General features: G+C 61.3%; 25 protein-coding genes. 12 read left to right on the top strand and 13 right to left on the bottom strand.

Features of this window, described 5'->3' with window-relative positions; genetic code table 11:
- Window positions 1-174: 174 nt before the first annotated feature.
- Together priA and gcvP are read right to left on the bottom strand one after the other, a co-directional pair.
- Window positions 175-2,556 (bottom strand): primosomal protein N', encoded by a 2,382-nt coding sequence (gene priA, locus Q6L55_07045; protein MEN9258466.1) that lies wholly within the window; start codon window positions 2,554-2,556, stop codon window positions 175-177.
- Window positions 2,537-5,392: an aminomethyl-transferring glycine dehydrogenase gene (gene gcvP / locus Q6L55_07040; GenBank protein MEN9258465.1), complete on the bottom strand. Its 2,856-nt coding sequence runs from the start codon at window positions 5,390-5,392 to the stop codon at window positions 2,537-2,539. The genes priA and gcvP overlap by 20 nt, the downstream gene beginning before the upstream one ends.
- Window positions 5,393-5,487: 95 nt before the next feature.
- On the opposite strand from gcvP, the gene Q6L55_07035 reads away from it, so the two are divergent.
- On the top strand, window positions 5,488-5,895 hold the full coding sequence (locus Q6L55_07035; GenBank protein MEN9258464.1) for a VOC family protein: 408 nt from the start codon (window positions 5,488-5,490) through the stop codon (window positions 5,893-5,895).
- A 154-nt stretch (window positions 5,896-6,049) separates the two neighbouring features.
- Here the strand turns inward: Q6L55_07035 and Q6L55_07030 are convergent, their stop codons facing one another.
- From Q6L55_07030 to Q6L55_07020, 3 genes are read right to left on the bottom strand one after another with little or no spacing between them, the layout of a single operon-like run.
- Complete coding sequence (locus Q6L55_07030; protein MEN9258463.1) at window positions 6,050-6,544, bottom strand: isoprenylcysteine carboxylmethyltransferase family protein; 495 nt, start codon at window positions 6,542-6,544, stop codon at window positions 6,050-6,052.
- 27 nt (window positions 6,545-6,571) lie between these two features.
- Entirely contained in the window at window positions 6,572-7,714 is a 1,143-nt protein-coding gene (locus Q6L55_07025; GenBank protein ID MEN9258462.1) for a hypothetical protein, read from the bottom strand.
- A gap of 15 nt (window positions 7,715-7,729) precedes the next feature.
- Window positions 7,730-8,794, bottom strand: a complete 1,065-nt coding sequence (locus tag Q6L55_07020; GenBank protein ID MEN9258461.1) for an SPFH domain-containing protein — start codon at window positions 8,792-8,794, stop codon at window positions 7,730-7,732.
- 70 nt (window positions 8,795-8,864) lie between these two features.
- On the opposite strand from Q6L55_07020, the gene Q6L55_07015 reads away from it, so the two are divergent.
- On the top strand, window positions 8,865-9,446 hold the full coding sequence (locus Q6L55_07015; protein ID MEN9258460.1) for a GIY-YIG nuclease family protein: 582 nt from the start codon (window positions 8,865-8,867) through the stop codon (window positions 9,444-9,446).
- On the opposite strand, the gene Q6L55_07010 is transcribed toward Q6L55_07015, so the two are convergent.
- Window positions 9,443-11,962 carry a mannose-1-phosphate guanyltransferase gene (locus tag Q6L55_07010; GenBank protein ID MEN9258459.1) on the bottom strand — a complete coding sequence of 840 codons (2,520 nt, stop codon included), beginning with the start codon at window positions 11,960-11,962 and terminating at the stop codon, window positions 9,443-9,445. The two genes, Q6L55_07015 and Q6L55_07010, sit on opposite strands and share 4 nt — an antisense overlap.
- An 89-nt stretch (window positions 11,963-12,051) precedes the next feature.
- Here Q6L55_07010 and Q6L55_07005 point away from each other — a divergent pair, with 89 nt between their 5' ends.
- The gene (locus Q6L55_07005; GenBank protein MEN9258458.1) at window positions 12,052-12,699 is read left to right on the top strand and encodes a class I SAM-dependent methyltransferase; all 648 of its coding nucleotides are present in this window, start codon (window positions 12,052-12,054) and stop codon (window positions 12,697-12,699) included.
- 3 nt (window positions 12,700-12,702) lie between these two features.
- Window positions 12,703-13,329, top strand: coding sequence for an ABC transporter ATP-binding protein (locus Q6L55_07000; GenBank protein MEN9258457.1), 627 nt, complete (start codon window positions 12,703-12,705; stop codon window positions 13,327-13,329).
- On the opposite strand, the gene Q6L55_06995 is transcribed toward Q6L55_07000, so the two are convergent.
- Genes Q6L55_06995 through Q6L55_06985 form a run of 3 tightly spaced genes read right to left on the bottom strand, consistent with a single transcriptional unit; the run spans window position 13,326 to window position 15,307 of the window.
- A complete protein-coding gene (locus Q6L55_06995) occupies window positions 13,326-14,342 on the bottom strand; it encodes a sulfate ABC transporter ATP-binding protein (GenBank protein ID MEN9258456.1) in 1,017 nt (338 codons plus the stop codon). The two genes, Q6L55_07000 and Q6L55_06995, sit on opposite strands and share 4 nt — an antisense overlap.
- A gap of 12 nt (window positions 14,343-14,354) precedes the next feature.
- Window positions 14,355-14,912 carry an NIL domain-containing protein gene (locus tag Q6L55_06990; protein ID MEN9258455.1) on the bottom strand — a complete coding sequence of 186 codons (558 nt, stop codon included), beginning with the start codon at window positions 14,910-14,912 and terminating at the stop codon, window positions 14,355-14,357.
- 35 nt (window positions 14,913-14,947) lie between these two features.
- A complete protein-coding gene (locus Q6L55_06985) occupies window positions 14,948-15,307 on the bottom strand; it encodes a sulfite exporter TauE/SafE family protein (GenBank protein ID MEN9258454.1) in 360 nt (119 codons plus the stop codon).
- A 139-nt stretch (window positions 15,308-15,446) separates the two neighbouring features.
- On the opposite strand from Q6L55_06985, the gene Q6L55_06980 reads away from it, so the two are divergent.
- Genes Q6L55_06980 through Q6L55_06965 form a run of 4 tightly spaced genes read left to right on the top strand, consistent with a single transcriptional unit; the run spans window position 15,447 to window position 18,161 of the window.
- Window positions 15,447-16,382: a hypothetical protein gene (locus Q6L55_06980; GenBank protein MEN9258453.1), complete on the top strand. Its 936-nt coding sequence runs from the start codon at window positions 15,447-15,449 to the stop codon at window positions 16,380-16,382.
- A 10-nt stretch (window positions 16,383-16,392) separates the two neighbouring features.
- Window positions 16,393-16,908, top strand: a complete 516-nt coding sequence (gene dcd / locus Q6L55_06975; GenBank protein ID MEN9258452.1) for a dCTP deaminase — start codon at window positions 16,393-16,395, stop codon at window positions 16,906-16,908.
- Window positions 16,909-17,178, top strand: a complete 270-nt coding sequence (locus Q6L55_06970; protein MEN9258451.1) for a YciI family protein — start codon at window positions 16,909-16,911, stop codon at window positions 17,176-17,178.
- Window positions 17,160-18,161: an LdpA C-terminal domain-containing domain gene (locus tag Q6L55_06965; GenBank protein ID MEN9258450.1), complete on the top strand. Its 1,002-nt coding sequence runs from the start codon at window positions 17,160-17,162 to the stop codon at window positions 18,159-18,161. Before Q6L55_06970 ends, Q6L55_06965 begins: the two co-directional genes overlap by 19 nt.
- Here the strand turns inward: Q6L55_06965 and Q6L55_06960 are convergent.
- From Q6L55_06960 to Q6L55_06950, 3 genes are all read right to left on the bottom strand, one after another.
- A complete protein-coding gene (locus Q6L55_06960; protein ID MEN9258449.1) occupies window positions 18,097-18,909 on the bottom strand; it encodes a carbon-nitrogen hydrolase family protein in 813 nt (270 codons plus the stop codon). The genes Q6L55_06965 and Q6L55_06960 overlap by 65 nt on opposite strands.
- A gap of 31 nt (window positions 18,910-18,940) precedes the next feature.
- A complete protein-coding gene (locus Q6L55_06955) occupies window positions 18,941-19,090 on the bottom strand; it encodes a ribbon-helix-helix protein, CopG family (GenBank protein MEN9258448.1) in 150 nt (49 codons plus the stop codon).
- A 149-nt stretch (window positions 19,091-19,239) separates the two neighbouring features.
- Entirely contained in the window at window positions 19,240-19,641 is a 402-nt protein-coding gene (locus Q6L55_06950; protein MEN9258447.1) for an NIL domain-containing protein, read from the bottom strand.
- A gap of 78 nt (window positions 19,642-19,719) precedes the next feature.
- On the opposite strand from Q6L55_06950, the gene Q6L55_06945 reads away from it, so the two are divergent.
- Entirely contained in the window at window positions 19,720-20,082 is a 363-nt protein-coding gene (locus Q6L55_06945) for an STAS domain-containing protein (GenBank protein MEN9258446.1), read from the top strand.
- Here Q6L55_06945 and mutL read toward each other — a convergent pair.
- Window positions 20,070-21,650, bottom strand: a complete 1,581-nt coding sequence (gene mutL, locus Q6L55_06940; protein MEN9258445.1) for a DNA mismatch repair endonuclease MutL — start codon at window positions 21,648-21,650, stop codon at window positions 20,070-20,072. The genes Q6L55_06945 and mutL overlap by 13 nt on opposite strands.
- Window positions 21,651-21,863: 213 nt before the next feature.
- Here mutL and Q6L55_06935 point away from each other — a divergent pair, with 213 nt between their 5' ends.
- From Q6L55_06935 to Q6L55_06925, 3 genes are all read left to right on the top strand, one after another.
- Window positions 21,864-23,393 carry a mechanosensitive ion channel gene (locus tag Q6L55_06935; GenBank protein ID MEN9258444.1) on the top strand — a complete coding sequence of 510 codons (1,530 nt, stop codon included), beginning with the start codon at window positions 21,864-21,866 and terminating at the stop codon, window positions 23,391-23,393.
- A gap of 46 nt (window positions 23,394-23,439) precedes the next feature.
- Entirely contained in the window at window positions 23,440-23,907 is a 468-nt protein-coding gene (locus Q6L55_06930; protein ID MEN9258443.1) for a fasciclin domain-containing protein, read from the top strand.
- A 112-nt stretch (window positions 23,908-24,019) separates the two neighbouring features.
- Window positions 24,020-24,193 (top strand): hypothetical protein, encoded by a 174-nt coding sequence (locus tag Q6L55_06925; protein MEN9258442.1) that lies wholly within the window; start codon window positions 24,020-24,022, stop codon window positions 24,191-24,193.
- The last annotated feature ends 20 nt before the right edge of the window (window positions 24,194-24,213 follow it).

The raw sequence follows: 24,213 nt of genomic DNA, 5'->3' as shown, positions 1-24,213 counted from the left end.
GAGCAGGAATTTGTGGGGGAAGCAGGGACCTGGACCTATCAACGTCAAGAACCCAATGCCCAGGGCGTGCTCAAAAGTCGGTTTTTTTGCCGGACTTTGGTTGGATGGGGTGGCGCTGTCGCAGGGTAACTTGTCCCAAGTTCTCAACCTGTTGCAGCAGGGGTTGACGACCCGCTAGAGCAGTTCCCAGGGGTCCACGTCAATCAGCAACTGCACATCGGGGGGGCACCGGCGCAGCAAAAAACGGAAATCGGGCCAGGGCGCAGCGACGTCGGGCATTTTTAGGAGCAACTGCCAGCGGTAGCGCTCGGCCAAGCGGGGGATAAAAGCCGGTGCCGGCCCCAAACACTCCCAAGGTCCCTGCGGTAAGGCCGCGGCCATTTGTTCCGCCACCTGTTGGACACGGACCTGGTCGCGCCCGCTCCAGCGCAACAGTGCCAACCGACCCCAGGGCGGATACCCCAGCTCCCGGCGCTGCTGCAACTCCTGGACCAGGAACCCCCCGTAATCATAGGCCCACACCGCCTGTAAGACCGGATGCTGGGGGCAGTAGGTCTGGATAATGACCTCCCCCGGTTGTTCGCCGCGACCTGCTCGCCCCGCCACCTGGAGCAACGTTTGGGCCGCGCGTTCCTGCACCCGGTAGTCCGCCAGATGCAACAGGCCATCGGCCGCCAGGACCACCACCAACGTCACCCGCGGCAGGTCCAGGCCCTTGGTGAGCATCTGGGTCCCTACCAGCACATCCGCCTGCCCCTGCTGAAACTGGGTCAGGATGGTACGGTGGGCCTCCTTAGTGCGGGTGCTATCCCGGTCATAGCGCAACACCCGCAACTGGGGCCACAGCCGCCGCAGTTCTTGCACCACCCGCTGCGTCCCACAGCCAAAGTGCTTGAAATAGGGCGACCCACAGCTTGGGCAACGCGGGGGCACCCCCTGGCGCCAGTTGCAGTAGTGGCAATAGAGCGCGGGGATGTGCTCCGGGTGTTCCTGGTGATAGGTCAAGGACACATCGCAGCGGGGACACATCAGTACATAGCCACAGGCGCGGCAGGACACAAAGGTGCTATGGCCCCGGCGCGGCACAAACACGATGGCCTGTTCCCCCTTGGCCGCCAGAGCGCTTAGCCGCTCCTGCACCACCCGGCTGAACAGGGACCGGTTGTTTTGCGCCAACTCCACCCGCATATCCACCAGGTGAATTGGCGGCAAAGGACGGGGGGGAATCCGCTCCGGCAACACCAGGTGATGGACGCTGCCGGCCAGGCGCTGCCAGGTTTCGGCGCTGGGGGTTGCCGACCCCAAAACCACAGGGCACCCCACCGTTTGGGCACGCCAGCGGGCCACCGTCTGGGCGTGGTAACAGGGGGCCATCTGACTCTGCTTAAAACTGGGGTCGTGCTCCTCGTCCAGGATGATTAATCCCAGGCGCGGCAAAGGGGCAAACACCGCCGAGCGGGTGCCGATGACCACCGCCGCTTCCCCCTGCCAAATGGCCCGCCAGGTGTCGTAGCGCTCTCCGTCGGACAACCCACTGTGATAGACCCACACCCGGTCCCCCAAGCGCGCCCGGAACCGGTCGGTTAACTGGGGCGTTAGACCAATTTCTGGCAACAGCACCAGCGCCTGTTTCCCCTGCCGGATGACGTTAGTAATCACCCGCAAATACACCTCTGTCTTGCCGGAACCCGTGACCCCATGGAGCAGGATTTCCGTAAAAGTTTTCGCCTCTAGGGCTTGCCGGATATGCTCCACAGCTTGTTGTTGCGCCGGCGTCAGGGTGGGGGGCTGGTCGGGGGCAACGACGTGCCTTTCTCGCCGCAGCCAAGGCCGTTGGTGCAAAGCAATCATCCCCAGGGCCTCCAGTTTCTGGAGCGTTGTAGCGCTGGTTTTCACCTGTTGTTGCAGGTCTGCTAACCAGGCCGCACCCCCTTGGTAATGCAGCCAGTCCACCACCCGCTGTTGCGCCGGCGTCAGGGGCACAGCGTTTTCATCCACCAGCGTCACCCACGTCCGGTACTGGGTCCGGGGCGCCGGGGGGAACACACAGTAGGAAGCGACGACCCCTTTGCGGAGCAACTCCCGTAGGGCACGCCGGCAGCCCGGCACCTGCCGTTCCAGATAGCGGCGGCTGTAATCTCCGCTGCCCTGGCGCAACAGGTCCCAGACCCGCTGAGCTGTCGCCGAAAGCTGGGGGGGAGCTTCTGTTACCTGGAGCCGGATGCGGGTCTGACCGCGCCGAAAAACCCCCGGTGGCAGGGCCAAGCGCCACACCGCCGCCAAAGGGGTCTGGTAGTAATCCGCCACCTTGTGCAGCAGGGGTACATAATCCGGGGGGAACAACTGGCGATGGACCACCGCTGTGACGGGTTTGATCTGCTCCGGCGACACCTCCGGCGGCAAAGTTTCCACCCAGTTCAGCACCAGTCCCAGGACCGTTTGTGAGCGCAGGGGCACCTGAACCACATCCCCCGGCTGGGCTTCCTCCGCCCTGTAGGTCAGCACCGCCGCTGTCCCTGGCGCCTCCACCAGTACCTCAACCCAGGGGGTAGGCATCCATAGGGGGGCAACTGCACACCAAATGCCGGTCGCCGTAAGCGTTATCAATGCGGGCCACCGGTGGCCAGAACTTGGAGGTGCGTAGGCGGGGCACCGGATAAGCTGCCTGTTCCCGGCTGTAGGCGTGCGGCCAGTGATCCGCCACCAACACCTCCGCCGGATGGGGGGCATTCTTCAGCACGTTGTCCTTGGGGTCCGCTTCCCCCCGGGCAATGGCCATCGCCTCATGGTAGATGCCAATCATCGCCTCGCAAAAGCGGTCCAATTCCGCCAGAGACTCGCTTTCGGTCGGTTCCACCATCATCGTTCCCGGCACCGGCCAGGACACCGTCGGCGCATGGAAGCCGTAGTCCATCAGCCGCTTGGCCACATCCTCCACGTCAACCCCGGTCTGGGCCTTCAAGGGGCGCAGATCCAGGATGCACTCGTGGGCCACCCAACCATTTTTACCCCGATACAGCACCGGGAAATAGGGGTCCAGCCGTTGGGCCAGGTAATTGGCATTGAGAATCGCCACTTTAGTGGCCTGGGTCAGCCCTTCTGCCCCCATCAGCGCGATATACATCCAGGAAATCGGCAGGATACTGGCGCTGCTCCAGGGGGCTGCCGCCACCGTACCGATGCTTTGGGAACCCCCCACCGGCATCACCGGATGGGTCGGCAGAAAATCCCGCAAATGTTCCGCCACCGCAATTGGCCCCATCCCTGGTCCCCCGCCCCCATGGGGAATGCAAAAGGTCTTGTGCAAATTCACATGGCACACATCGAACCCCAATTCCCCGGGCCGGCACAGGCCCACCAGCGCATTCAAATTCGCCCCATCCAAATACACCTGCCCCCCGCAGTCATGGACGATGGCGCACAGCTCCTGCACCGCCGGCTCAAACACCCCGTGCGTCGAAGGATAGGTCAGCATCAGGGCGGCCAGCTCGTGGCGATACTGCTGGGCCTTGCGGCGCAGGTCCTCCCCATCCACATTCCCCTGGGCGTCACAGGCCACCGGCACCACCTGTAACCCCGCCATCACCGCACTCGCCGGATTCGTCCCGTGAGCCGACTGGGGAATCAGACACACCCGCCGGTGCCCTTCTCCCCGCCGCTGGTGGTACTGGCGGATCACCAGCAACCCCGTCAATTCCCCTTGGGAACCCGCATTGGGTTGAAACGACACCCCCGGCAACCCCGTGATGTCCCCCAGCCAGGCCGCCAACTCCTGCAACAGTTGCTGGTAGCCCTGGGTTTGGGTCAGGGGCACAAAAGGATGCATCTGATTCCACTCCGGCCAGGAAATCGGCAGCAGTTCACTGGTGGCATTGAGTTTCATCGTGCAGGACCCCAGGGGCATCATGGCCGTGGTCAGGGACAAATCCCGCCGCTCCAGGCGACACACATACCGTAAAAACTCCGTCTCCGACCGGTACTGGTGAAACACCGGCTGCCGCAAAAACGTGTCCTTACGTCGCCAGGGCGCCAAATCGTCATCCCCCAGCTGCCCCAACAACTCCTTGACATCCAAGGGTGCCTCCCCCATTCCCCCCAGCAGCGCCAGGAGCTGTTGCACATCCTCCCAAGTCGTCGTTTCGTCCAGGCTGATGCCCACCCCGTCTTCGTAAAACCAATTCAGATTGATCTGGGCCTCGGTAAAACGCCGTTGCAGGTCTTGGCGCTGGTGGGGGGCCAATTCTAAAAACACCGTATCGAAAAACACCGAAGACCGCAGGCGATAGCCCAACCGCCGGCACCCTTCTGCCAGCACCCGCGCTTTCTGGTGAATCTCCTCCGCAATGCGCCGGAGTCCCTCCGGTCCGTGATAGACCGCGTACATACTGGCTACTACCGCCAACAGCACCTGGGCCGTGCAGATATTGCTGGTGGCCCGTTCCCGCCGGATATGTTGCTCCCGGGTTTGCAGCGCCAGGCGCAGTGCCGGTCGTCCCAGCCGGTCCTTCGACAGCCCCACAATCCGCCCCGGCACCAAGCGTTTGTAGGCCTCCCGGGTGGCGAAATAGGCCGCGTGCGGTCCCCCATACCCCAAAGGCACCCCCAACCGTTGCGTACTGCCGATGGCCACATCCACCCCCAGTGCCCCCGGCGGTTGCAGCAGCACCAAGCTCAAAACATCCGCCGCCATGACCGTCAGCGCCCCAACGGTTTTAGCCCGAGCCACCACCGCCGGCGGATACACCAGCGCCCCGTAGCAATTGGGGGACTGCCACAGACAACCACAGGTCGTCTCATCCAGGGCAAAAGCCTCCACCGGGGCGATGCGCAGGTCAATCCCTAAAGCCTGGGCGCGGGTTTGCAGGACCGCCAACGTCTGGGGCCAGCACCGATCATCCACCCAAAACGTCGGCCGCTGCTGCTGGTGCGCTTGATAGCACAAAAACATCGCCTCCGCCGCCGCCGTCGCCTCATCCAACAACGACGCATTGGCAATCTCCAGCCCCGTCAGTTCCGTAATCAGCGTCTGGAAATTAAACAGGGCCTCCAACCGGCCTTGGGCAATTTCCGCCTGGTAGGGGGTATAGGCCGTGTACCACCCCGGATTTTCCAAGATGTTGCGCTGGATCACCGGCGGCGTCATGCACCCGTAGTACCCCATGCCGATGTAGGTTTTCCAGAGTTGGTTGCGCCGGGCCATCTGTTTCAGGGTCGCCAGGGCCTGGTCTTCTGGCTGGGCCGGTGGCAAGTGCAGGGGTGTTTTTGTGCGCAACGATGCAGGAATCACCTGGTCGATTAACTCGTCTAAGCTCCGGCAGCCCAAAAACTGCAACATCGCCACCTGTTCCGCCGGCCTAGGCCCGATATGACGCGCGACAAACGAATCCGTCATGGGTTCTGCGGGTCACACTCTTTTCCACCCTAGCGCAGCCCACCCCTAAACTGGTGTAAGGGAAGAACCATAACGGCGTTTGGCCCTGAACTTTCATGACGACAACAGGACAATATCATCACATTGCTATCCGCACAGGGGACATTCACCGGGCCATTGCCTTTTATGAAGCCCTGGGGTTTCGGGTCACGGAACGCTTTAGCGCAGGCATCACCCTGGCCTGTTGGTTAGAGGGCTGGGGGACTCGTTTAGAGCTGATACAGGTGCCGGTGCCCCGTCCCGCCCCGGATGCCTTTGGGGACGAGCACTACGTGGGGTATTACCACCTGTCGTTGCTGGTGCCGGATGTGGCGCAATGTTTAGCTGACTTGGCGCAACGGTTGGGGGAAACGCCCACCGTCTTATTACCGCCTACAGAGCAAACCATCGGTTCCCGGCGCTACCAGGTGGCCTTTATCCAGGACGCTGATGGGTTGCCCATTGAGTTGATGGCCTGTCTGTAGTCCCAGGTTGAAGAATCACCGGCGTCCGACCAGTTCCAGCAATGACCCAGGGCAACACAGGTGAATAAGCCGCTTCACCCGCCCAAGCGGAAGTATCTGTTGTCAGGTAGATGACTGCACCTTGCCGAGGGACACCCAGAAGGGAGCTTGGCCCCTAGTAAACACCGGGGATGAGTTTTTTCACCCGCTGGCGGTAGGTTTGGTAGGTGGGGAATTTTTCCTGCAACCACCGTTCCTCCTGGGCAGCTTTGCGGTCAAAAAACAGCAACAACCCGGCGGTGCCCAAAAAGTGGGTCCAACTCCCTCGCCAACAGGCATAGGCCAGGGCCAAAAAGATCACACTGCTGTAGATGGGATGGCGCACCCAGCCATAAACCCCGGTCGTGACCAATTGACCTGTATCTTTGGGGTGGGGCAAGGGCGTGAGATTTTCCCCCAGATGCAGTAAACCCGCCCCCCCCAGCCCCAGGGCTATCAGGCCGAACAGGGTCGCCCCAGCCCAGCGCAGCGCCAGGGGAAACGGCTCCACAGGCACGACCGGCAACAGCAGGTACCCCAGGCTCACCACCCCCTGGCCGATGACCCAATACTCCCCCCGTGAGTTACGCCACCAGTCCGGCCCAAAACCCCATTCCGCCAGTTTGTGCATAGAACTGTCCCCCCCCTGTCCACGATTTTAGTCGGGCGACGTTTGCTCTGGTCTAGGCGGCTGCGGTTGTGGGGTAAACTCCAGCACCTGCAGGGCCCATATCCCCAGTCCCAGCGCCAGCACCGCTCCCAGAAGGGCCACCGCCACCTTCCACCGGCTGATGGGATGGTCGCCGAAGACCCGCCCCGTCATACCGCAGCCGATGACCTGATACGTCCGTCCCCGGTAGCGATAGCTGAATAACCACAGGGGCAACAGGATGTGCTTAAAGGTAATCCCGTCGTAACTGGTGTCTTTTTTGAGGATGCGTTGCTCGTCCCCACCGATGTCGCGACGGATATCCGATTCAATCGCTGCGTCCATTTTTTGCCGGGCCCGTTCCCACCCCTGCACCGGCGTCACCTGGTAGCGCTCCACCCGATAGCCCGCCAGATACCGGTCGTCATAGGGTCTCAGGGCGCCAGGGGAATAGGCTAACTCCACCAAACGCTCCAGCCGGGGTGCCGGTATGGATTTGGTCGCCGCCACCAGCACGTCGTCGAACCAGCGCTCCACCCAGCCCCTGGTGTCATACCAGCGGGTGTACCGCACCTGCCGCGTTTGCCACTGGCCGTTGCTGTCCTGGTAGCGCTCCGTCCGGTAGTCGTACTCCCCCCGTTGCCCCACGTAAAACGTGCGGGTCTGACTGTCAAAGGTCCAAAAGGGCACATAGACCCCCTGGATACGCTCCGGTTGGGCCAGTTGCTGCAAGTCGTTGGGGGCCAACCAGTTCTTCCCCAACCATTGCAACAGGCGTTGGCCCATGGACTGGCGGGCCACCGCAAAAGGAACCACCGCCTGGGGCGCCACCACCGGACTGGCCAACCGGGGCTGTACATTCAAGTGCGTACCGCAAAAGGCGCAGCGGTCAGCCACGTGCGTCGGGTCAAAGGTGGTCACCGCACCGCAACTGGGGCATGGCACCTCCTGGGCAGCGAGCACCCCCTGGGCTTGGGCCGTCCAGTTGTGCAAGTCCCGGTAGCTGTGCTCAGTTATGGCCGCCTGCACAACGTCCACCTCCCCCCGCCAGCCGCAATAGGTGCAGGCCAGTTGCTGGGTATCCGGGGCAAACTCCAACCCCTTCGCCCCGCACTGGGGACAACTCAAGGACGCCGGAACTGCTGATGTCATGGTTTGCTCGCGATCTCAAGCCGGTGGCGGTGGGGGCGGCAGGGGCGACAAACGCTGGGCTAGCTCAGGCACTTCGGCAGCCCTGGCCCAGCTAGCCATCCCCGCTTTCCACACGTAGGTATCCGGCGTCAACCCCTGTTGCAGCAATTGATCTAGGGAAAATGGCCCCAAGGTTTGCCCGTGGCGGGACAAATGCCATTGGACGACTGGGGGTGGGGGCGGCGGGGGCATACTCTGGGCAATCTGCTGCCCCATGGCTAACCCCATGCCCCAATCCACCGCCGGGTGACTGGCGCCTGGTTTTTGGGCTATGGTCTCTATAGCATGGGCCGCCTGGAACTGGGCGTACTGCGGCATGTCCCCCAGAATTCCCATGGACGTCCGTTTGTCCAGCACCTTTTCCACCTCAGGGGGCAGGGAAATGCTCTCAATCAGTAACTGAGTTAATTCAATCCCCCAGCGCTCCAAGTCCGGTTGAATTTCAGCCCGCACTTTGTTCCCCAACTCCCGATATTGGGCTGCCAAATCCAGCACCGGAATTTGACTCCGCCCCAACCAGCTAGCAAAACTCGACACGATTTCATTGCGGATTTGGTGGCTGATTTCTTCAACCTGAAACAGGCCATCGGTGCTCACCAATTGCTCCAACATGGCGCGGGGGTCTTGGATGCGCAGGGCATAGGTGCCAAAGGCCCGTACCCGCACCGCCCCAAAATCCTTGTCCCGCAGGGTAATGGGATTCTGGGTGCCCCATTTCAAATGGGTGAAATTACGGGTGCTAAAAAAATAAACCTCCGCTTTGAAGGGGGAATTGAAACCGTGGGGCCAGGCCATAAGCGTGCTTAAAATGGGCAGATTGCGGGTGTAAAGTTCGTAAGTCCCTTCGCCGAAGACATCAGCCACTTGCCCCTCGTTGACCAACACCGCCATTTGCCCAGGCCGGACAATCAGTTTGGCCCCCTGTTTGATTTCATTGTTAAAGCGCTCAAACCGATAGACCATCGTGTTGTTGGTCTTGTCTAGCCATTCGATAACATCAATCAATTGCCCGCGAAAAACGTTAAAAACCAGTAGCCCCATCGCCTTGCCCCCCTCATCCCCCTACCCATGGTTTGACCTTACTATAGCATAGGGCTTTTAGGGGCTGACCGTGAGCATACCTGACCAATTATCCCTGTTTGACCAGCAACAGTGGCGGGCCATGGGTACTCCTGGCTACTACCCCACTGGTTTGCCGCCCGATTGGTCCCCTAGCCAATTGCACGCTTGGAAACAGGCCATTATTCAGCATCAGCAGGCCCAGGCAGTTACAGTTCAGGGGGATTTCTGGAACTCCTTGCCCCTTGTTAACCCCTTTACCCTGGGAACAGAAAGCGACCGGTTTTTTCGCTTCCCCCAGCGCTTTCGCCAGGGCGACCCCTGCATCTATTTCGTGCTGGATCAAGCCGCCCCCTTGGTGCTCTACATCGGGGAAACGGTCAACAGCCGCCGCCGCTGGCAGGGCCATCACGATTGCAAGGTCTATTTGCGCCATTACCTGGATGTCCATCGCCGCTTGGGGATACCCACCCGCATCCACTGGGCCTTTTACTGGGAGGTGCCCCGGGCAACCCGCCCCCGCCAACGCCTAGAGCAAGCGTTGATCCGGCACTGGCTGCCTCCTTTCAATAAGGAAAGCTGGTCCCGCTGGGGCGCCCCCTGGCGCATCCATTACCGGGTCAGTCGTGACTAGGGGTGGTATTCGGCCATAAACTGGTGCAACCGCTGGCGGTATTCCTGGCCCCAATGGTTCACCCATTCCCGCTCCACGCCGTTGACCACCAGGTGCACCTGGGGTTCGGTGGCGTCCGGGAGAAATAACACCCAGTGGTCCGGGTCGTAGCCCTGGGGAAAAATGCGCACACCGTCGGTCAAATCCAGCAGGTCGGGGGTGTGGGTTTCCAGTAAATGGCGCATCCAAGCTCCTTTTAGGCGCCAGGGACAGTGAATGGTTTGCGACTTCCAAAACACCACTGGCAAATGGGCATTGATCTGGGCCAGGGACCGCTCCTGCACCGTGAGTAACTCCAGCAACTTGGCGGTGGTAAACATGGCGTCAAACCCCGGGTGCAACTGGGGAAAGATGAATCCCAATTCGCCGCTGCCGGCACAGAGAAGGCGGGGTTTTTCCTGACAGGCGCGCATTAATGCCGTGGGGTTGGCTTTGGTGCGAATAACTTGCCCCTCATGATGTCGGGCCACCTGCTCTACCAGACTGCTGGTGGTCACCGGCACCGCCACCGCACCCCGGGGTTGTCCCGCCAGCACCAGCTCCATCACCACCGCCGTCAACCGGGACCCCTGGATAGCTTGGCCCGTTTCGTCCACCAGCACCAGGCGTTCCCCATTGGCCCAAATCTGCACCCCCAAATGGGCCCGCACCGCCTCCACCACCCGCCCCAGTTGTTGCAGCGACGCCTCCCGCTCCTGGGGGGTCAAAGGCGTTTGCCGCAAGCTGGCGTTGAGCACCAGGGGGTCGCAGCCGTAGCGCACCAGTAACTCCGGTAGGAGAGCACCCGACACCCCATGGGCGTAATCCACCACCACCCTAGCCCGGGATTGGCGGATGGCCTCCACCTGCAACTGCTCCTCAAAGGCTTCGCAATACCAGTCCACCACCCGCGCCGGAATCACCATGTCACCAATATCCGCCAGGGCCGCCCGCCGAAACTCCTCCCGCACCAACGTCGCTTCAATCTTTTTTTCCAGAGCCGGAGAAATGTTGACCCCCTGGCTATCCAAAAACTCGATCAGCACATGGCCGACCCGGTCCGGGTCCAGCCGCACATGGATACCCCCATCGACACGGGACATGCGGGCCACCAAGCGACTAACAGGAATCGCCGTCGCCTCCAAGTTTTGCACCTGCACCCCCACGGACATCAACCCGGCGATTACCGACCGGGAAATCATGCGGGAAACCTTGCGCTGGTCCCGGGAGACCTGCACCTTGGCCCCCGGCGGCAAACAGGACCCAAACGCTGCCCCCAGCCGTATGGCCAGCTCCGGTGTAATGTCCACATTGGCCAGCCCCGAGACCCCCCGCAGGCCAAACAGATGCCGCCGCGCCCCCGTGCCCCAGATGAGATTGGTATTGACCGTGGCCCCCGGTTCGATATACTTGCCGGGCCAAACGCGGCAGCGCTCCTGCACTAAGGCCTCCTCCCCCACCTGGCACAGATGCCCCAGCACCGCCCCCTCGAGAACTTGCGCCCGCCGGCCAATGCGACTGCCCCGCCCCACCACACAGGCCCGCAGGTGACTTTCCTCCCCCACGATCACCCCATTGAGCAGCACGGCACGTTTCAGGTCCGCCTGGCTTTCAATTAGGCAGTTATCGCCAATGACCGTCCCGGCTCCCAGCTGCACCCCCGGCCCGATGCGACAGTTATGGCCAATCAGCACCGGCCCCTCCCAGGTCACCGTCGGGTCCAGACGTACCTGTTCCCCCAGCCACAGCCCGTTTTGCACCTGCCGGTACCCCAGGGAGACATGCACCTTACCCGTCAGGGCATCCCACTGCACCTGGCGGTAGCGCTCCAAATTCCCCACATCGCACCAGTACCCCTTGGCCACAAAGCCGTACACCGGCTCCCCCTGGGCCAGTAGGTAAGGCAGCACATCCTGGGCAAAATCCGCCGGTTGGTCCGGGGGCAGGTAAGCCAGCGCCTCCGGCTCCACCACATAGGCCCCCATATTCACCGTGTCGGAAAACACCTCCCCCGGCGTGGGTTTTTCCAGCAGCCGGACAATCCGCCCCTCCCCATCGGTGACCACCACCCCGAACTCGGCTGGGTCCGGCACCTGGGTCAGGATCACCGTAAGTTTGGCACCCCGCTGCCGGTGAAAGGCAATCGCCGCCGGTAAATGCACATCCGTCAGCACATCGCCGCTGACCACCACAAACGTCTCCGGCAGCAGGGACAACACCTGGCGCACCGACCCCGCCGTCCCCAAGGGCCGCAACTCTTCCACTGCATAGGACACCTGCACCCCCCAGTCCCGACCGTCCTGGAAATAGGACTGCACCGTATCCGGCAAGTAGTGCAGCGTGACCACCAATTCCGTTAGCCCATGTCCCCGCAGCCAGGTCAGGCTGTGCTCCAGAATGGGACGATTGAGCACCGGCAACAACGGCTTGGGCAGGTCACAGGTCAAAGGTCGCAAACGGGTCCCAGCCCCCCCTGCCATCACAACCGCCCGGATCATGTCATCAGCCCTTTTTTCCCCATTATGACCGGCCCCACCGCCGCTGATGGCCTAAACTGAGAAATGTGAAGTTGTATGACAGTTTTTGTATGGTCCAGGCGGTCCTAACCCCCCAGCAACGGCGCAAGTTGGACGAAAGCGACGACGCCCTGTTTTATCAAATGCCCCGGTTGGTCACCCACGTGGACCAGGGGTTTTTGCAGCAGTTGACTCAACTGTACCGGGAGCGCCTGACCCCCAGTAGCCGTCTGCTGGACTTGATGAGCAGTTGGGTGTCCCACCTACCGCCGGAGATGGACTTTGCTGAGGTGGTCGGGCACGGGATGAATGCCGAGGAACTGGCCCGCAACCCCCGGCTGACCCACTACTTTGTCCAAAATCTGAACCACAATCCCCGCCTACCCCTAGAGGACGCTCGCTTTGATGCCGTCTTAAACGCCGTGTCCGTGCAGTACCTGCAGTATCCCGAGGCTGTTTTTGCCGAAATCCAGCGCGTGCTTAAACCTGGCGGCTTGGCCATCGTCAGTTTTTCCAACCGCATGTTCTACCAAAAGGCCATCCAGGCCTGGCGGGACGCCACCGACGCCGAGCGCATCGCCCTAGTGCAACGTTATTTCCAAGCGGTGCCCGGTTTTGGTCCGGTGGAGGTCATCGCCCGGCCCAGCCCACCCGGTTTTTGGGGACTACTGGGTGGCGGTGACCCCTTTTACGCCGTTTTAGCCCGCAAAGAGCCGTGAACCATGCTGACGCTTGTCAATGTCAGCTATCATCCCCCGGCCAGTTCCCACCCCATCTTGCAGCACATTGACCTCATGGTGCCGGCCCCCTCGCTGACCTTAATTGTGGGACCCAGCGGCGCCGGTAAGACCACCCTGTTGGAGGTGATTGCCGGTCTGGCGGCCCCCACCCAAGGCTATATCCGTTGGCAGGACCAGGTGTTACAACCGGCAGATTTGCGGCTGGTGGCGGGGTTGGTGTTCCAGTTTCCCGAGCGGCACTTCTGCGGGTTGACGGTGCTAGAGGAGCTGCGGCTAGGCCACCCCGAACTCACCTACGACCAGGTGCAGCAGGTCCTGGAAACAGTGCATTTGGCGGACGTGTCCTGGCAACAGCCGCCCCATTGCCTCAGTGGGGGACAACAGCGCCGCCTAGCCCTTGCTGTGCAATTGATTCGGCAGCCCTATCTGCTCCTGCTGGATGAGCCTCTGGCGGGCCTCGACTGGTCCATGCGCCGGCAACTGCTGCAACTGCTCCAGGAACTGAAGCAGCGATGGTCGTTACTGGTGGTGAGCCACGACATCCGGGAACTCAGCGCCCTGGCCGACCAGGTGTGGCGTCTGGAGCACGGGACCCTAGGGGCGGCCTAGATGGCATAGTGCAACGGGAAACAGCGGGCCTGCCGGGGCCGGACATACACCTGCTGCTGGGGCTGTAACTGGAGTTGGGAAAACCGTTGCCGGTCCATTTGCGCCACCAGAGTCTGGCCATCCTCCAGCAGGAGTTCCAGGCGCACCTCCGGCCCCAGGTGCAACAGCCGCCGAATCCGGGCGGGGGTATGGGCCTCCTCAGGATGGGTGCTGATGACAATATCGTGGGGACGTAAAAACGCCTGCCCCGCTCCCAGGGCCAACCCCTGACCCCGTAACAGTCCCGCATCCCCCGGCAAGACATTCACCGGCCCAATAAAACTCATCACAAAGGGAGTAGCCGGATGGTCGTAGATGTCGGCGGGGGTGCCCACCTGTTCAATGCGGCCCCTGTGCATCACCACGATTTGATCGGCCAGCTCCATCGCCTCCTGCTGGTCGTGGGTGACAAACACCGTCGTTACATGCATGTCGTCATGCAACCGCCGCAGCCAGGCCCGCAACTCCTGCCGCACCCGGGCATCCAACGCCCCAAAGGGTTCATCCAGCAAAAGCACCTGGGGTTCGACGGCCAACGCCCGCGCCAGGGCCACCCGTTGCCGCTGACCGCCGGAGAGCTGGTGGGGATAGCGGTCCCCTAGGCCCTGCAACTGCACCAGCTCCAAAAGGGTTTCCACCCGCTGCTTGATCCGGTGGGGGGGCACCTTGCGCACCTCCAGCCCGAAGGCAATGTTTTGCCGCACCGTCATGTGCTTGAACAGGGCGTAGTGCTGAAACACAAACCCGATGTTGCGCTCCTGGACCCGGCGGTGGGTGGCCTCCTGACCGGTGAGCCAAATGCGACCCGTATCCGGTTGCTCCAGACCAGCAATCAAACGCAGCAGGGTCGATTTCCCAGACCCCGACGGCCCCAGCAGCGCCACCAATGACCCGGTGGGAATCGTCAAGCTCACGTCATCCACCGCCACGAAGTGACCGAAACGCTTGGACACCTTTTCCACCACGATCCCCATGGCCGTTCCTCCCTACACCGACCAGTCCTCCTGGTGATTCCCTTGCCAGACCTGAATGCCCCGCTGGCGGAGATAATCCAACCCCTGGGCAATCTGTTCCGCCGTTCCCTGCACCTCCAGGTCAAACCAGCCATCGTCCTCGTGGGTGGGACTGAGCAACCCCGCCCGCAGATTCACCACCAGCCCGTAGCCCGACACCAACCCCGACAGGATAGGTACATCGCAGGCCGCCTTGGGAATGCGCACATGGATGTGGGTGCGCTGGAGAGCCGTCGTTGCCGGGGGCATCACCGACGTGGGCACAGACCCTGCCGGTGCCTCCGTCATGGGGGAACGATGGATCAACTCCCACCGCCGGGCCTGCATGGCCGCCAAACATTGCTCCAGAGCGGTCTCCGGGCCGTAGAGTTCCAAATCCAGCCAGGCCTCCGCTTGATTCTGGGGGTCAAACAGGGCCGCCTGGATGTTCACCGTCACCCCGTAACGGCTAATCAACTGGGACAGTACCGGTTCCGCCTGACCCCCTGCCGGCACCCGCACCCGCACCGTCAACCGCTTGGCTTGCGTCATCCTGGGTTGGCCCCCCTTGGTCACCAGCTTCATTATCAACGCCATAACCAATACCGTAGCCCCACCAGCACCAAAAACCCCCCGTAGAGCTTCTTCATCATTTCACTGGTGATAAAGGGCTGATTGGCCAGCAACGCCCCCAAGCCATTACCCAGCACTAAACCCACCACCATGATGACCGCCGCCCGCAGGTCCAGATGACCACTGCGGTGGTACACCCAAGCCCCCACCAACCCAATGGGCAACACCTGCGCCGCTAGGGATGTACCTGTGGCCACCTTCTGGTCAAACCCCAGCCCCAACACCAACGCCGGCACCATAATCGCCCCGCCGCCAATGCCAAACATTCCCCCCGCCAAACCCGCTATCAGCCCCACCAACAACAACGGTCCCATGGCTACAGCCCCGAATACTACAGTAAGTTTATCGGATTTGGTGACAATATGGTCGAGGGAAAGAAATCATTGTCCCTAGGTGTGGCTCCCCCCGACCCTTGTTACAATCCCGGTATCAGCCCATTCTAGGTGGTGTTCCATGCTGCGTCCGGGGGATGTGCAGATCAAGGCGGACTCCCGCAATGCGGTGACGGGGGACCGGATCACCACCGTGTTGCTGACGCGGTTTCCCTACACGTTGATTCAGGAGCTGGCGACGCACCGGTTGTTGCGCCAGGGGGGGCTGGTGGAGGTCCTGGGGGATACCAATCCCTTTACCGAATGGACCAGTCGATCGAGTGGATCCACGCGGGCGATTCCCGTGGAGCGGGTGATCCAACGCATTTTGGAGGACCCGTTTATTCCCCAATTTAGTCGGCACCAGAAGGGGATGCAGGGGGTGGAGGTCAACGACCCGGACTTCCAGGCGGAAAACGAGCGGGTCTGGCAGGCGGCGCTGGAGCAAAACATTGCCCTGGCCCGACAACTGGCCGCCCAGGGGGTCCACAAACAACACGTGAACGATTTACTGAAACCCTTTTTGCGCATTCCCATTCTGATTACCGCCACCGAGTGGGAGAACTTCTTTTACCTGCGCACCGATAAGCCCTGTCGTCCGGAGTTTCGGGCCTGGGCCATAGGTATCCAGCAGGCGCTGCAGGCGTCCCAGCCCCAGACCCTCCAACCCGGAGAGTGGCATATTCCCTTTGGGGACCAGATGCCCCCGGGTTTGTCGCTAGCTGAGCAGCTCCAGGTGGCTACGGCCCGGTGTGCCCGGCTTTCTTATGCCACCCACGACGGCAAGCGGGACGTGCAGGAGGACTTCCGGCTGTACCACCAGTTACTCCAGGACGGGCATTTAGGACCCTTTGAGCACAGCGCCATGGCTGTAGACGACTATCTGACCACGCCTCAGAAAATCCCCTGCTACGCCCATGTGCCAGGCCGTGCTACGCCCATCTTTACCCGTAATTTCCGGGGTTTTTACAGCTATCGGGCCATGGTAGAAGATGACTATTCACCCATCGGTGTTTAGGGGCTAATCCATGGTACTGACGGACCACGAATTGAACCAACTGTGTCAGGGCACGCCGCCGTTGGTGGCCCCCTTTGACCCGACGTTGCTCAACCCGGCGTCCCTCGACATTCGCATCGGTACCTCAGCGCTCATTGAGCAGGAGGACGGAGAGCAGGTGCCCCTGGATTTAACGCCCTACGACGCCCATCAGCCCTACATCCTCGAACCGCAAACCTGGCTGCTGGTGGCGTCGCTGGAGATGTTTCACATTCCCGATTTCTTGGCGGGGGAGGTGCGCTTGAAGTCGTCCCGGGCGCGGGAGGGGTTCGACCTGGCTCTCGCGTTGTGGCTGGACCCGGGCTGGCATGGTTCCCACCTGACCATGGCCCTGCGCAATACCACCCGTTTCCGGCGGCTGGGGATTTATCCGGGGATGAAAATCGCCCAGGTAATTCTGCACCGGTTGTCCAATCGTCCCCAGCGCAGTTACGCCCAGGTGGGACGCTATAATCGTGACCGGCAGGTGCAGGGGTCCAAGGACTGAATGGCTAAGTTTGTGGTAATAGGGCACTACTGCGAGGACGTGCGCCAGCGCCGGGAACCCTATCGGCAAGCCCACTTGGAGGGTCTAGCCCGACAGAAAGCCCAGGGGGTGCTCATGACCATTGGTCCGACTGAGGACTTGCGGCGGTTTTTTGGGATTTACGAGGCGGATTCACCAGAGCAGGTACGGGCGCTGATCGAGCAGGACCCCTACTGGCAAAACGGCATCTGGACGGACTACGAGGTCATGCCGTGGATTCAGGCCATCTAAGGGCACTGCAGGGACGCTACTGGTGCAAGTTCATCAGCGGGGCCAGCTTGGAGGACACGGCGGTAATCGAACCCCTCAGTTGGGTGTTTGCCCTGGCGGGGGTGCATTGTATTGATGTGGCGGCTGACCCGGCGGTGGTCCAGGCGGCCTATCGGGGCATCCAACGCGCGCAAACCCCCCACCCACCCTGGTTGATGGTGAGCCTCAACGACGACAGCGACCCCCATTTCCGCAAGGCCCACTTTGACCCGGCCCTGTGTCCCCCCGATTGTCCGCGCCCCTGCCAACGGGTCTGTCCGGTGCAGGCGATTGGCCCGGCGGGGGTGAACGCGCCCCTGTGCTATGGCTGTGGCCGTTGTCTGGATGTGTGTCCCTACGGCTTGATCCAGGCCCGCACCTATGTTCACCGACCCGAAGCGGTGGTGACCCTGCTGCAAACCCAACCCGTGGCGGCCGTGGAAATCCACACCCAGGTGGGCCATGAATCGGGTTTTGCCCATCTGTGGCAGGTGCTGCGGCCCTGGGTAGCGCGCTTGCAGGTGCTGGCGGTCAGTTGTCCAGACCACGACCAGGTCATTCCCTACCTGTGGCGGCTGTATGACATTATGGCCCCCTTGCCCTGCCCGTTGATTTGGCAAGCGGATGGACGGCCCATGAGCGGCGATATTGGTGCGGGCACCACCTGGGCGACCCTGCGCTTGGCCCAAAAAATCCTGGAGGCGGGCCTACCGGGGTTTGTGCAGTTAGCGGGGGGCACCAATCAAACCACCTGGCCCCTGGTGCAGCGCCTGGGGTTACCGGTGCATGGGGTTGGCTACGGTAGTTACGCCCGCAAACTGCTGCAACCCTACTTGCCCCACCTAGAGGACCCCCAAACCCTGGCCACTGCCGTCTCTGCCGCCCGCACCCTCCTGCCCCCTAAAACACCCGGTGCTGGAGACTGGGCATCTGCCGCCGTACTTGGGCCAGGCGTTCCGGGTTGATCTCCGCAATGGCCATACCTGGTTGGTCGCCCGCATCCGCCAGCACCACCCCCCAGGGGTCCACGATCAGGGCATGACCATGGGTTTGGCGGCGGGGATAATGCCATCCCACCTGGGCCGGCGCCAGGACGTAACAGGTATTCTCAATCGCCCGCGCCCGCAACAACACCTGCCAGTGGTCCTTGCCCGTGTAGGCCGTAAACGCCGCCGGGATAAACAAAATTTCCGCCCCCACCTTGGCCAGGTGCCGGTAGAGTTCGGGAAAACGCACGTCGTAGCAGATGGAAAGACCAATACCCCCCAAGGCTGGTTGGTAATACACCGGGGGCAACCGGGTTCCGGGCACCACCGTGCGGGATTCTTGGTAGGTATGGCCGTCCGGGAGATTCACATCAAATAGGTGCACCTTGTCGTAGGTGGCGGCAATTTCCCCCTCCGGCGTCACCACCAGCGCCCGGTTATAAACCCGTTGGTTGTCCGCCGGCACCGGCATTCCCCCCGCCAACAGGGTCACCTGAAAGCGTCGGGCCAGCGTCCGTAGGCATTGCTCGGCAGCGGCAGCAATCTGGGGTGCTTGCCGGGCCTTGTCCTGCTCATCCCCCATAAAGGCGAAGTTTTCCGGCAGGCCAACCAAGGAAGCCCCCCGCCGACAGGCCAGCTCCACCAGATCCGCTAATTGGTTCAGATTTTGTTCAATATCCGGCCCGCTAGTCATCTGGAGGGCGGCGGCCAAGTAGGCATGTTTCATCACTGTGTGGACAGTTCCAGCCCGCCCCCGCCTACGTATGCCGCAGTTTACGGATCAGCTCCCGCAGCACGTCTGTCTTGGTGCGACCCTTGGCAGCACAGTAACTCTCCAGTTTCATCAGCTCCTCGTTGGGCAGGCGAATCGTCAGTACACGGTCCGATGGGGGTTTGGTTCTAGGCATAGCCGGAATTACCCGTAAACGAAACAGTTGTACTAATTTTTAAGGGAGCTTAGTTTGGAAAGCCGCAACGACGTTGTACTCGGTATCGAAGTACCTTAATCAGGTATTAAACAACGTTTCGTTCGGCTTGGCAAGCACTTGACAGGCAGTCACAGGTTGGTGGTAATGGCGGCGACGGGACAGGCGGGAATGCACTGTTCACAGACGATGCAGCGGCTGCGGGTAAAGGTCAACCGGAATTGCCGGTCTAACGCCAGGGCCTGCGTAGGGCACACCCCCGTACACAGCCCACAGTCAATGCACTTGTCCGTGTCAATGAGAATCTCTCGGCTACTCTGGACCACCTCGATGCCGCTGTCCTGGAGCCATTCCAAGGCCGCTGCCATTTGGTCCATATCCCCCGACAGTTCCACCACCAGCTTGCCCACCTGGTTGGGAGCCACCTGCGCCCGGATGATATTGGCAGCAATGTTAAAATCCTTGGCCAGCCGGTAAGTAATGGGCATGTGCACCATCTGGCGCGGGAAGGTCAAGGTAACCCGTTGTTTCATCGCCGGGACGACGTAGCGCTTTGCCTTCAGTATAACGACCGGCTAGGTTAGGAAAAGTGCGTTGACACCTAACTTTTTATGGAACTGGTCATTCTCACGCCCACTACCCAAGAGACCTTTGGCGAGACGGTCCTGACCCTACCTATCACTCGCTTCGATAGCACCCAAGTCAGTTCCTTCAAGCAGCAGTATGAGCAAGCAGTAGCCGGGCGGGCCTGTTATCTGGGCATTGACCTGTCGCGGGTGGAATTTCTCGACAGCGCCGGTTTAGGCGCCCTGGTGGCCTGCCATAAGCACGTGCGGCAACTGGGGGGCCAGATGGGGTTGATTGCCCCGCGCCCTCTGGTACTCAATCTGCTGATCATGACCGCCTTGGACAAAATCCTACCCATCTACGCCAACGTCGAGGATTTCACCAGCGGCGCCCCTCAGATGCCGTAGCTTTTGCCCACGACCCAGTGTCGGCGAAAGAGCCGGGCCAGTTGGGTCTCCGCCAACGGGAGATAAATGGGGCGACCGTGGGGACAGGTGCGGGGATAGCGGGTGGTCTGCCACTGGTCCAACAACGCCTGCATCTGGGCTAGGGTCAAGGGGGTGCCGTTGCGCAGGGCGCTGCGACAGGCCAAATCCACTGTGGCTTGCTCCCGGTCGGCTATCCGGCTCAGGGTCATCAGAGCAGCCACCCACTCGTCCGGCCGTTCCAACAGCACCTGGGGCATGTGCCGCACAGCCCACTGCTGGGGACCAAAGGGTTCCGGCGCCAAACCGTACTCCCTCAAGCGGTTGACTTGCTCTGGTGTGAGCTGGGACAAAATGACCGGACTGTCCAGGGCTACCAAGCTCCATCCCTGCTGCAACTGCTCGTATAGGACCCGTTCGTGGGCGATGTGCTGCTCCACCAGCCATAACCCGCTGGGGTGCTCCGCCAGGATGTAGGTGCGGTGCAACTGGGCTAGGGCCTTCAAGGTCGGACGAGCACTGTAGCGGGCGTTGGTTTCCGCCACCTGGAACAGTTTTTTGACCTTGGGGTAGTCGGCCTTAGGAGGCGGCGTTGTTTGCAAACAGCTCTCGCACAGGTGCAGGAGTTGGGCTTGCCAGTGCTCCAGGTCCTGGAGATACACCTGAGTTTTGGCGGGATGGCGGTGCCAGTCCACCTGCTCCGGCGGCACCTGGAGATGGACAAATAAAGCGGGAAAGCGGCCCCGGGGCAACAGGCGCTGGAAATGGTGGATAAGGGTCGTGCTGAGTTCGGGTAGGTCAACGCACCGCCCATTAACCGCCAGCCACACCCGGTCGGGACGGGGACGGTGATACTGGTCCGGCAGGGCTAGGGCCACCGTCAGGCCCTGGTATTGGGCCAAGCGCACCAGCGACGGTTCCAGTGGCGGCCACACCTGGGCCAAACGATCCGGCAGCGTACCCGGCCACAGATGCCAGCGCTTGCCCGCTATTTCTACCTGCCAGGTGATGTGCGGGTGACACAAAGCAGCCTGCTGAATCCAAAGCTGGATGTGCCGCACCTGCTGGGGCCAACTGGGAAGTGCTGCTCGACGCTGGGGCCAATCGGCAAATAAATCCCTCACCGTTACCACCGTCCCCGGCGCTAGGGGAACCATTTGTTGGCGTTGCACCTGCCCTTGGTGGTCGTACTGCACCTGCCACCCCTGCGGTTCACCGGCCCAGCGGCTGGCAATGGTCAAACGCCCCAGTTGCGCCAGGCTGTAAAGGGCCTGTCCTCGAAACCCCAGGGTTTGAATCCGGTTGAGGTCCTCGGCAGTACAGATTTTGCTGGTGGTATAGGGGCGGGCAGCCAAGGTAAGCGCCTCGAGGGCCATTCCCTGACCGTTGTCGGCTAGGCGAATCTGCTCCGGGGTGACCTGGAGGTGTAAATGGGTTGCTCCCGCATCAATGGCGTTTTCCACCAACTCCCGCACCACCGCTACCGGCGCATCGATGACTTCTCCTGCCGCCATGCGCTGGATGAGTTCAGGCGCCAAACAGTGCAACATCGGTGTTGGCAATGAGTTCCATTTTTTTTACTTTCACTCTATCGCCTTGGGCAGGTCATGGGGAGTCAACACGCCAGCGGCCAAATAAAAGCCAAAAAATTGAAAAATTGTTTAACCAGTCTCGTGCCCTTGCGACGCAATGGTAGGATCGGCAGTGTTTCCTTGGGAAGACAGCCTGACACCAAATGATAGGGGGGTGAGGGTATGGCGGTGATGGCGACTTGGACACTGGACTTGGCCCAAGTCACGCAAGAGACTGGACGTTGGATTAATTTGAACCTGGATCGCTTGGTTCCATTTTTGTTCAACCTGCTGGGGGCCTTAGGGATATTTATTGTTGCTTGGATTGCGGCATCGCTCCTGGCAGAATTTAGTCGATCTACTTTAAAGCGCACAGGCATAGATGACCGTCTTTCCCAACTGGTGTCCGGCACATCTGAACCAACTATTTCTGTAGGTAAATGGCTGGGATTAATTGTCTTTTGGGTGGTGCTGCTTTTGGGGGTGGTGGGGGCTTTGGATGTCCTGCGACTGTCGGGCATCTCCCAACCCCTGGCCCAGTTGCTCAATGAAATCTTTGCCTATGTGCCACGAATCATTGGCGGGTTGATTGTGGCGGTGCTGGCTTGGGGGGTGGCGACGGTGACCAAGCTGGTGGTGGTGCGGTTATCCCAGTCGCTGCAACTGGACCAACCCCTGGAGTTACCCCGCCCAACACCAGAAGCACCGCCGGTGACGGTGGGAGAACTGGTGGGGACAGTGCTCTATTGGTTGGTGTGGCTGTTTTTCCTGCCTTTGATCCTGGATACGCTGCAACTGCAAGGGCCGCTTCAGCCGGTGCAAAACCTGGTGAATGAATTGCTAGCGGCTTTGCCCCGGATTTTCAAGGCGGTGTTGATCGGGCTGGTGGGCTGGCTGGTGGCCCGGGTGCTGCGGACGATGACGGTGAATCTGCTGACGACGCTTGGGGCAGACCCCCTGGGGCAGCGGTTGGGTCTGGGCGAACAGGTGCGGGTGTCCCAGGTCGGCGGCGGACTGGTGTATATCCTGGTGTGGATTCCCACCATTGTGGCAGCGCTGGAGGCCCTGGAGATTCAGGCCATTTCTCGGCCGGCGGTGGCAATGCTGAATATGTTTTTGATGGCCTTGCCCCGGGTGTTTACGGCGGGTTTGATTCTGCTGGCGGCCTACGTTGGCGGGCGGTTGCTGGGGGAAATGATCACGGGGGTGTTGACGCGGGCAGGATTTGACCAGGTGTTGACATGGCTAGGGCTGCCGGCACCGGCCCAGATGCAGCAAACACCGTCCCAGGTGGCTGGGTTTATCGTCCTGGGGGGTGTGATGCAGTTGGGGGTCATCGCGGCGGTGGAGGTGCTGGAAATTCCCACCCTGACGGCGGTGGCGACGGGGTTGTTGGTGATTTTTGGCCAGGTACTGGTGGGGCTACTGGTGCTGGCGGTGGGGATATATGCGGCCAACGCCATGTTTCGGTTGATTGCCCAGGCGGGAACTCCCCAGGCACGGTTCCTGGCCCAGGGGGCGCGGATTGCCACGTTGGCGCTGGTGGGGGCAATGGCGCTACGGCAGATGGGGATCGCCGCTGATATTGTCAACTTGGCGTTTGGGTTGTTGTTTGGGGCGATAGCGGTGGCGATTGCCATTGCTTTTGGCTTGGGGGGTCAGCAGGTGGTGGCCCAGCAACTCCAGGAATGGCGCGACCAGATGAAAAATCCCCCCCAGTAGCCGGACTGGCTTTATAATGCAAGCAAGTTGATATTTCCCCCTGACCATGGCGGATATTGTGGATATTGCGGTGAGCGCTGGGTCGTTCCAGACGCTGGTGGCGGCGGTGCAGGCGGCGGGTCTGGTGGAGGCGCTCAAAAGTCCGGGGCCTTTTACGGTGTTTGCCCCTAACGATGAGGCCTTTGCGGCCCTGCCGCCGGGGACGGTGACGACGCTGGTGCAAAATCCCCCCCAGTTGGCCCGCATTCTCAAATACCACGTGGTGCCGGGGCGTTATACCAAGGCGGATTTGCGGGATAGGGATTATTTGCAGTCTCTAGAGGGGTCGCTCATTCCCATCTACCGGCAGGGGGATGAGTTTGAGGTCAAGAACGCGACGGTCCTAGCGGCAGACATCTTGGCGGATAACGGGGTGATCCACGTGCTCAACCGGGTGATTCTGATGGGGGGCGACGGCGGGCGTCGGGGGGACGTGAGCAAGGGCTGGTACGCCCAACCGGTCACCGGACTCTGAAATTTTGTGAAGGGGACAGCTGTTTCTCTAACGTTTGATTGCGCAGATGGAGGGATAAGGGGGGCTCTGGTGCTACCTTTAGCCATTGTCTGGTTAGGGATAGGCAGTGGCAATGTACAGTCCAGAGCAACGGGATTGGCCGACGGCCCTGATAACGGCGGGTTTGGGCGCAGGGGTGGCAACTTCCCTGGCGGTAGCTCGGGGACAACATCCGGCAGTGGCCTTGGCCATCACCCTGTTTGCCGCCGTGGTGGCCGTACTGATTGATGAGCTGCAACGGCGATAGAAGATACCATTAGGGATTGG

Origin of the sequence: Gloeomargarita sp. SRBZ-1_bins_9 (genome assembly GCA_039794565.1) — a bacterium.
Lineage (GTDB): Bacteria > Cyanobacteriota > Cyanobacteriia > Gloeomargaritales > Gloeomargaritaceae > Gloeomargarita.
This window is presented reverse-complemented; position numbering and strand designations above follow the sequence as displayed.

Excerpts from the sequence above, each read along its gene's own strand:
- dcd (MEN9258452.1), top strand. The coding sequence starts at position 16,393 with ATGGTACTGACGGACCACGAATTGAACCAACTGTGTCAGGGCACGCCG.
- Q6L55_06960 (MEN9258449.1), bottom strand. The coding sequence starts at position 18,909 with ATGAAACATGCCTACTTGGCCGCCGCCCTCCAGATGACTAGCGGGCCG.
- mutL (MEN9258445.1), bottom strand. The coding sequence starts at position 21,650 with ATGTTGCACTGTTTGGCGCCTGAACTCATCCAGCGCATGGCGGCAGGA.
- Q6L55_06955 (MEN9258448.1), bottom strand. The coding sequence starts at position 19,090 with ATGCCTAGAACCAAACCCCCATCGGACCGTGTACTGACGATTCGCCTG.
- Q6L55_06950 (MEN9258447.1), bottom strand. The coding sequence starts at position 19,641 with ATGAAACAACGGGTTACCTTGACCTTCCCGCGCCAGATGGTGCACATG.
- Q6L55_06985 (MEN9258454.1), bottom strand. The coding sequence starts at position 15,307 with ATGGGACCGTTGTTGTTGGTGGGGCTGATAGCGGGTTTGGCGGGGGGA.
- Q6L55_06935 (MEN9258444.1), top strand. The coding sequence starts at position 21,864 with ATGGCGACTTGGACACTGGACTTGGCCCAAGTCACGCAAGAGACTGGA.
- Q6L55_06980 (MEN9258453.1), top strand. The coding sequence starts at position 15,447 with ATGCTGCGTCCGGGGGATGTGCAGATCAAGGCGGACTCCCGCAATGCG.
- Q6L55_07010 (MEN9258459.1), bottom strand. The coding sequence starts at position 11,962 with ATGATCCGGGCGGTTGTGATGGCAGGGGGGGCTGGGACCCGTTTGCGA.
- Q6L55_07005 (MEN9258458.1), top strand. The coding sequence starts at position 12,052 with ATGGTCCAGGCGGTCCTAACCCCCCAGCAACGGCGCAAGTTGGACGAA.
- Q6L55_06925 (MEN9258442.1), top strand. The coding sequence starts at position 24,020 with ATGTACAGTCCAGAGCAACGGGATTGGCCGACGGCCCTGATAACGGCG.
- Q6L55_07025 (MEN9258462.1), bottom strand. The coding sequence starts at position 7,714 with ATGACATCAGCAGTTCCGGCGTCCTTGAGTTGTCCCCAGTGCGGGGCG.
- Q6L55_06995 (MEN9258456.1), bottom strand. The coding sequence starts at position 14,342 with ATGGGGATCGTGGTGGAAAAGGTGTCCAAGCGTTTCGGTCACTTCGTG.
- Q6L55_06970 (MEN9258451.1), top strand. The coding sequence starts at position 16,909 with ATGGCTAAGTTTGTGGTAATAGGGCACTACTGCGAGGACGTGCGCCAG.
- gcvP (MEN9258465.1), bottom strand. The coding sequence starts at position 5,392 with ATGACGGATTCGTTTGTCGCGCGTCATATCGGGCCTAGGCCGGCGGAA.
- Q6L55_07030 (MEN9258463.1), bottom strand. The coding sequence starts at position 6,544 with ATGCACAAACTGGCGGAATGGGGTTTTGGGCCGGACTGGTGGCGTAAC.
- Q6L55_07020 (MEN9258461.1), bottom strand. The coding sequence starts at position 8,794 with ATGGGGCTACTGGTTTTTAACGTTTTTCGCGGGCAATTGATTGATGTT.
- Q6L55_06990 (MEN9258455.1), bottom strand. The coding sequence starts at position 14,912 with ATGACGCAAGCCAAGCGGTTGACGGTGCGGGTGCGGGTGCCGGCAGGG.
- Q6L55_06945 (MEN9258446.1), top strand. The coding sequence starts at position 19,720 with ATGGAACTGGTCATTCTCACGCCCACTACCCAAGAGACCTTTGGCGAG.
- priA (MEN9258466.1), bottom strand. The coding sequence starts at position 2,556 with ATGCCTACCCCCTGGGTTGAGGTACTGGTGGAGGCGCCAGGGACAGCG.
- Q6L55_06930 (MEN9258443.1), top strand. The coding sequence starts at position 23,440 with ATGGCGGATATTGTGGATATTGCGGTGAGCGCTGGGTCGTTCCAGACG.
- Q6L55_07000 (MEN9258457.1), top strand. The coding sequence starts at position 12,703 with ATGCTGACGCTTGTCAATGTCAGCTATCATCCCCCGGCCAGTTCCCAC.
- Q6L55_07035 (MEN9258464.1), top strand. The coding sequence starts at position 5,488 with ATGACGACAACAGGACAATATCATCACATTGCTATCCGCACAGGGGAC.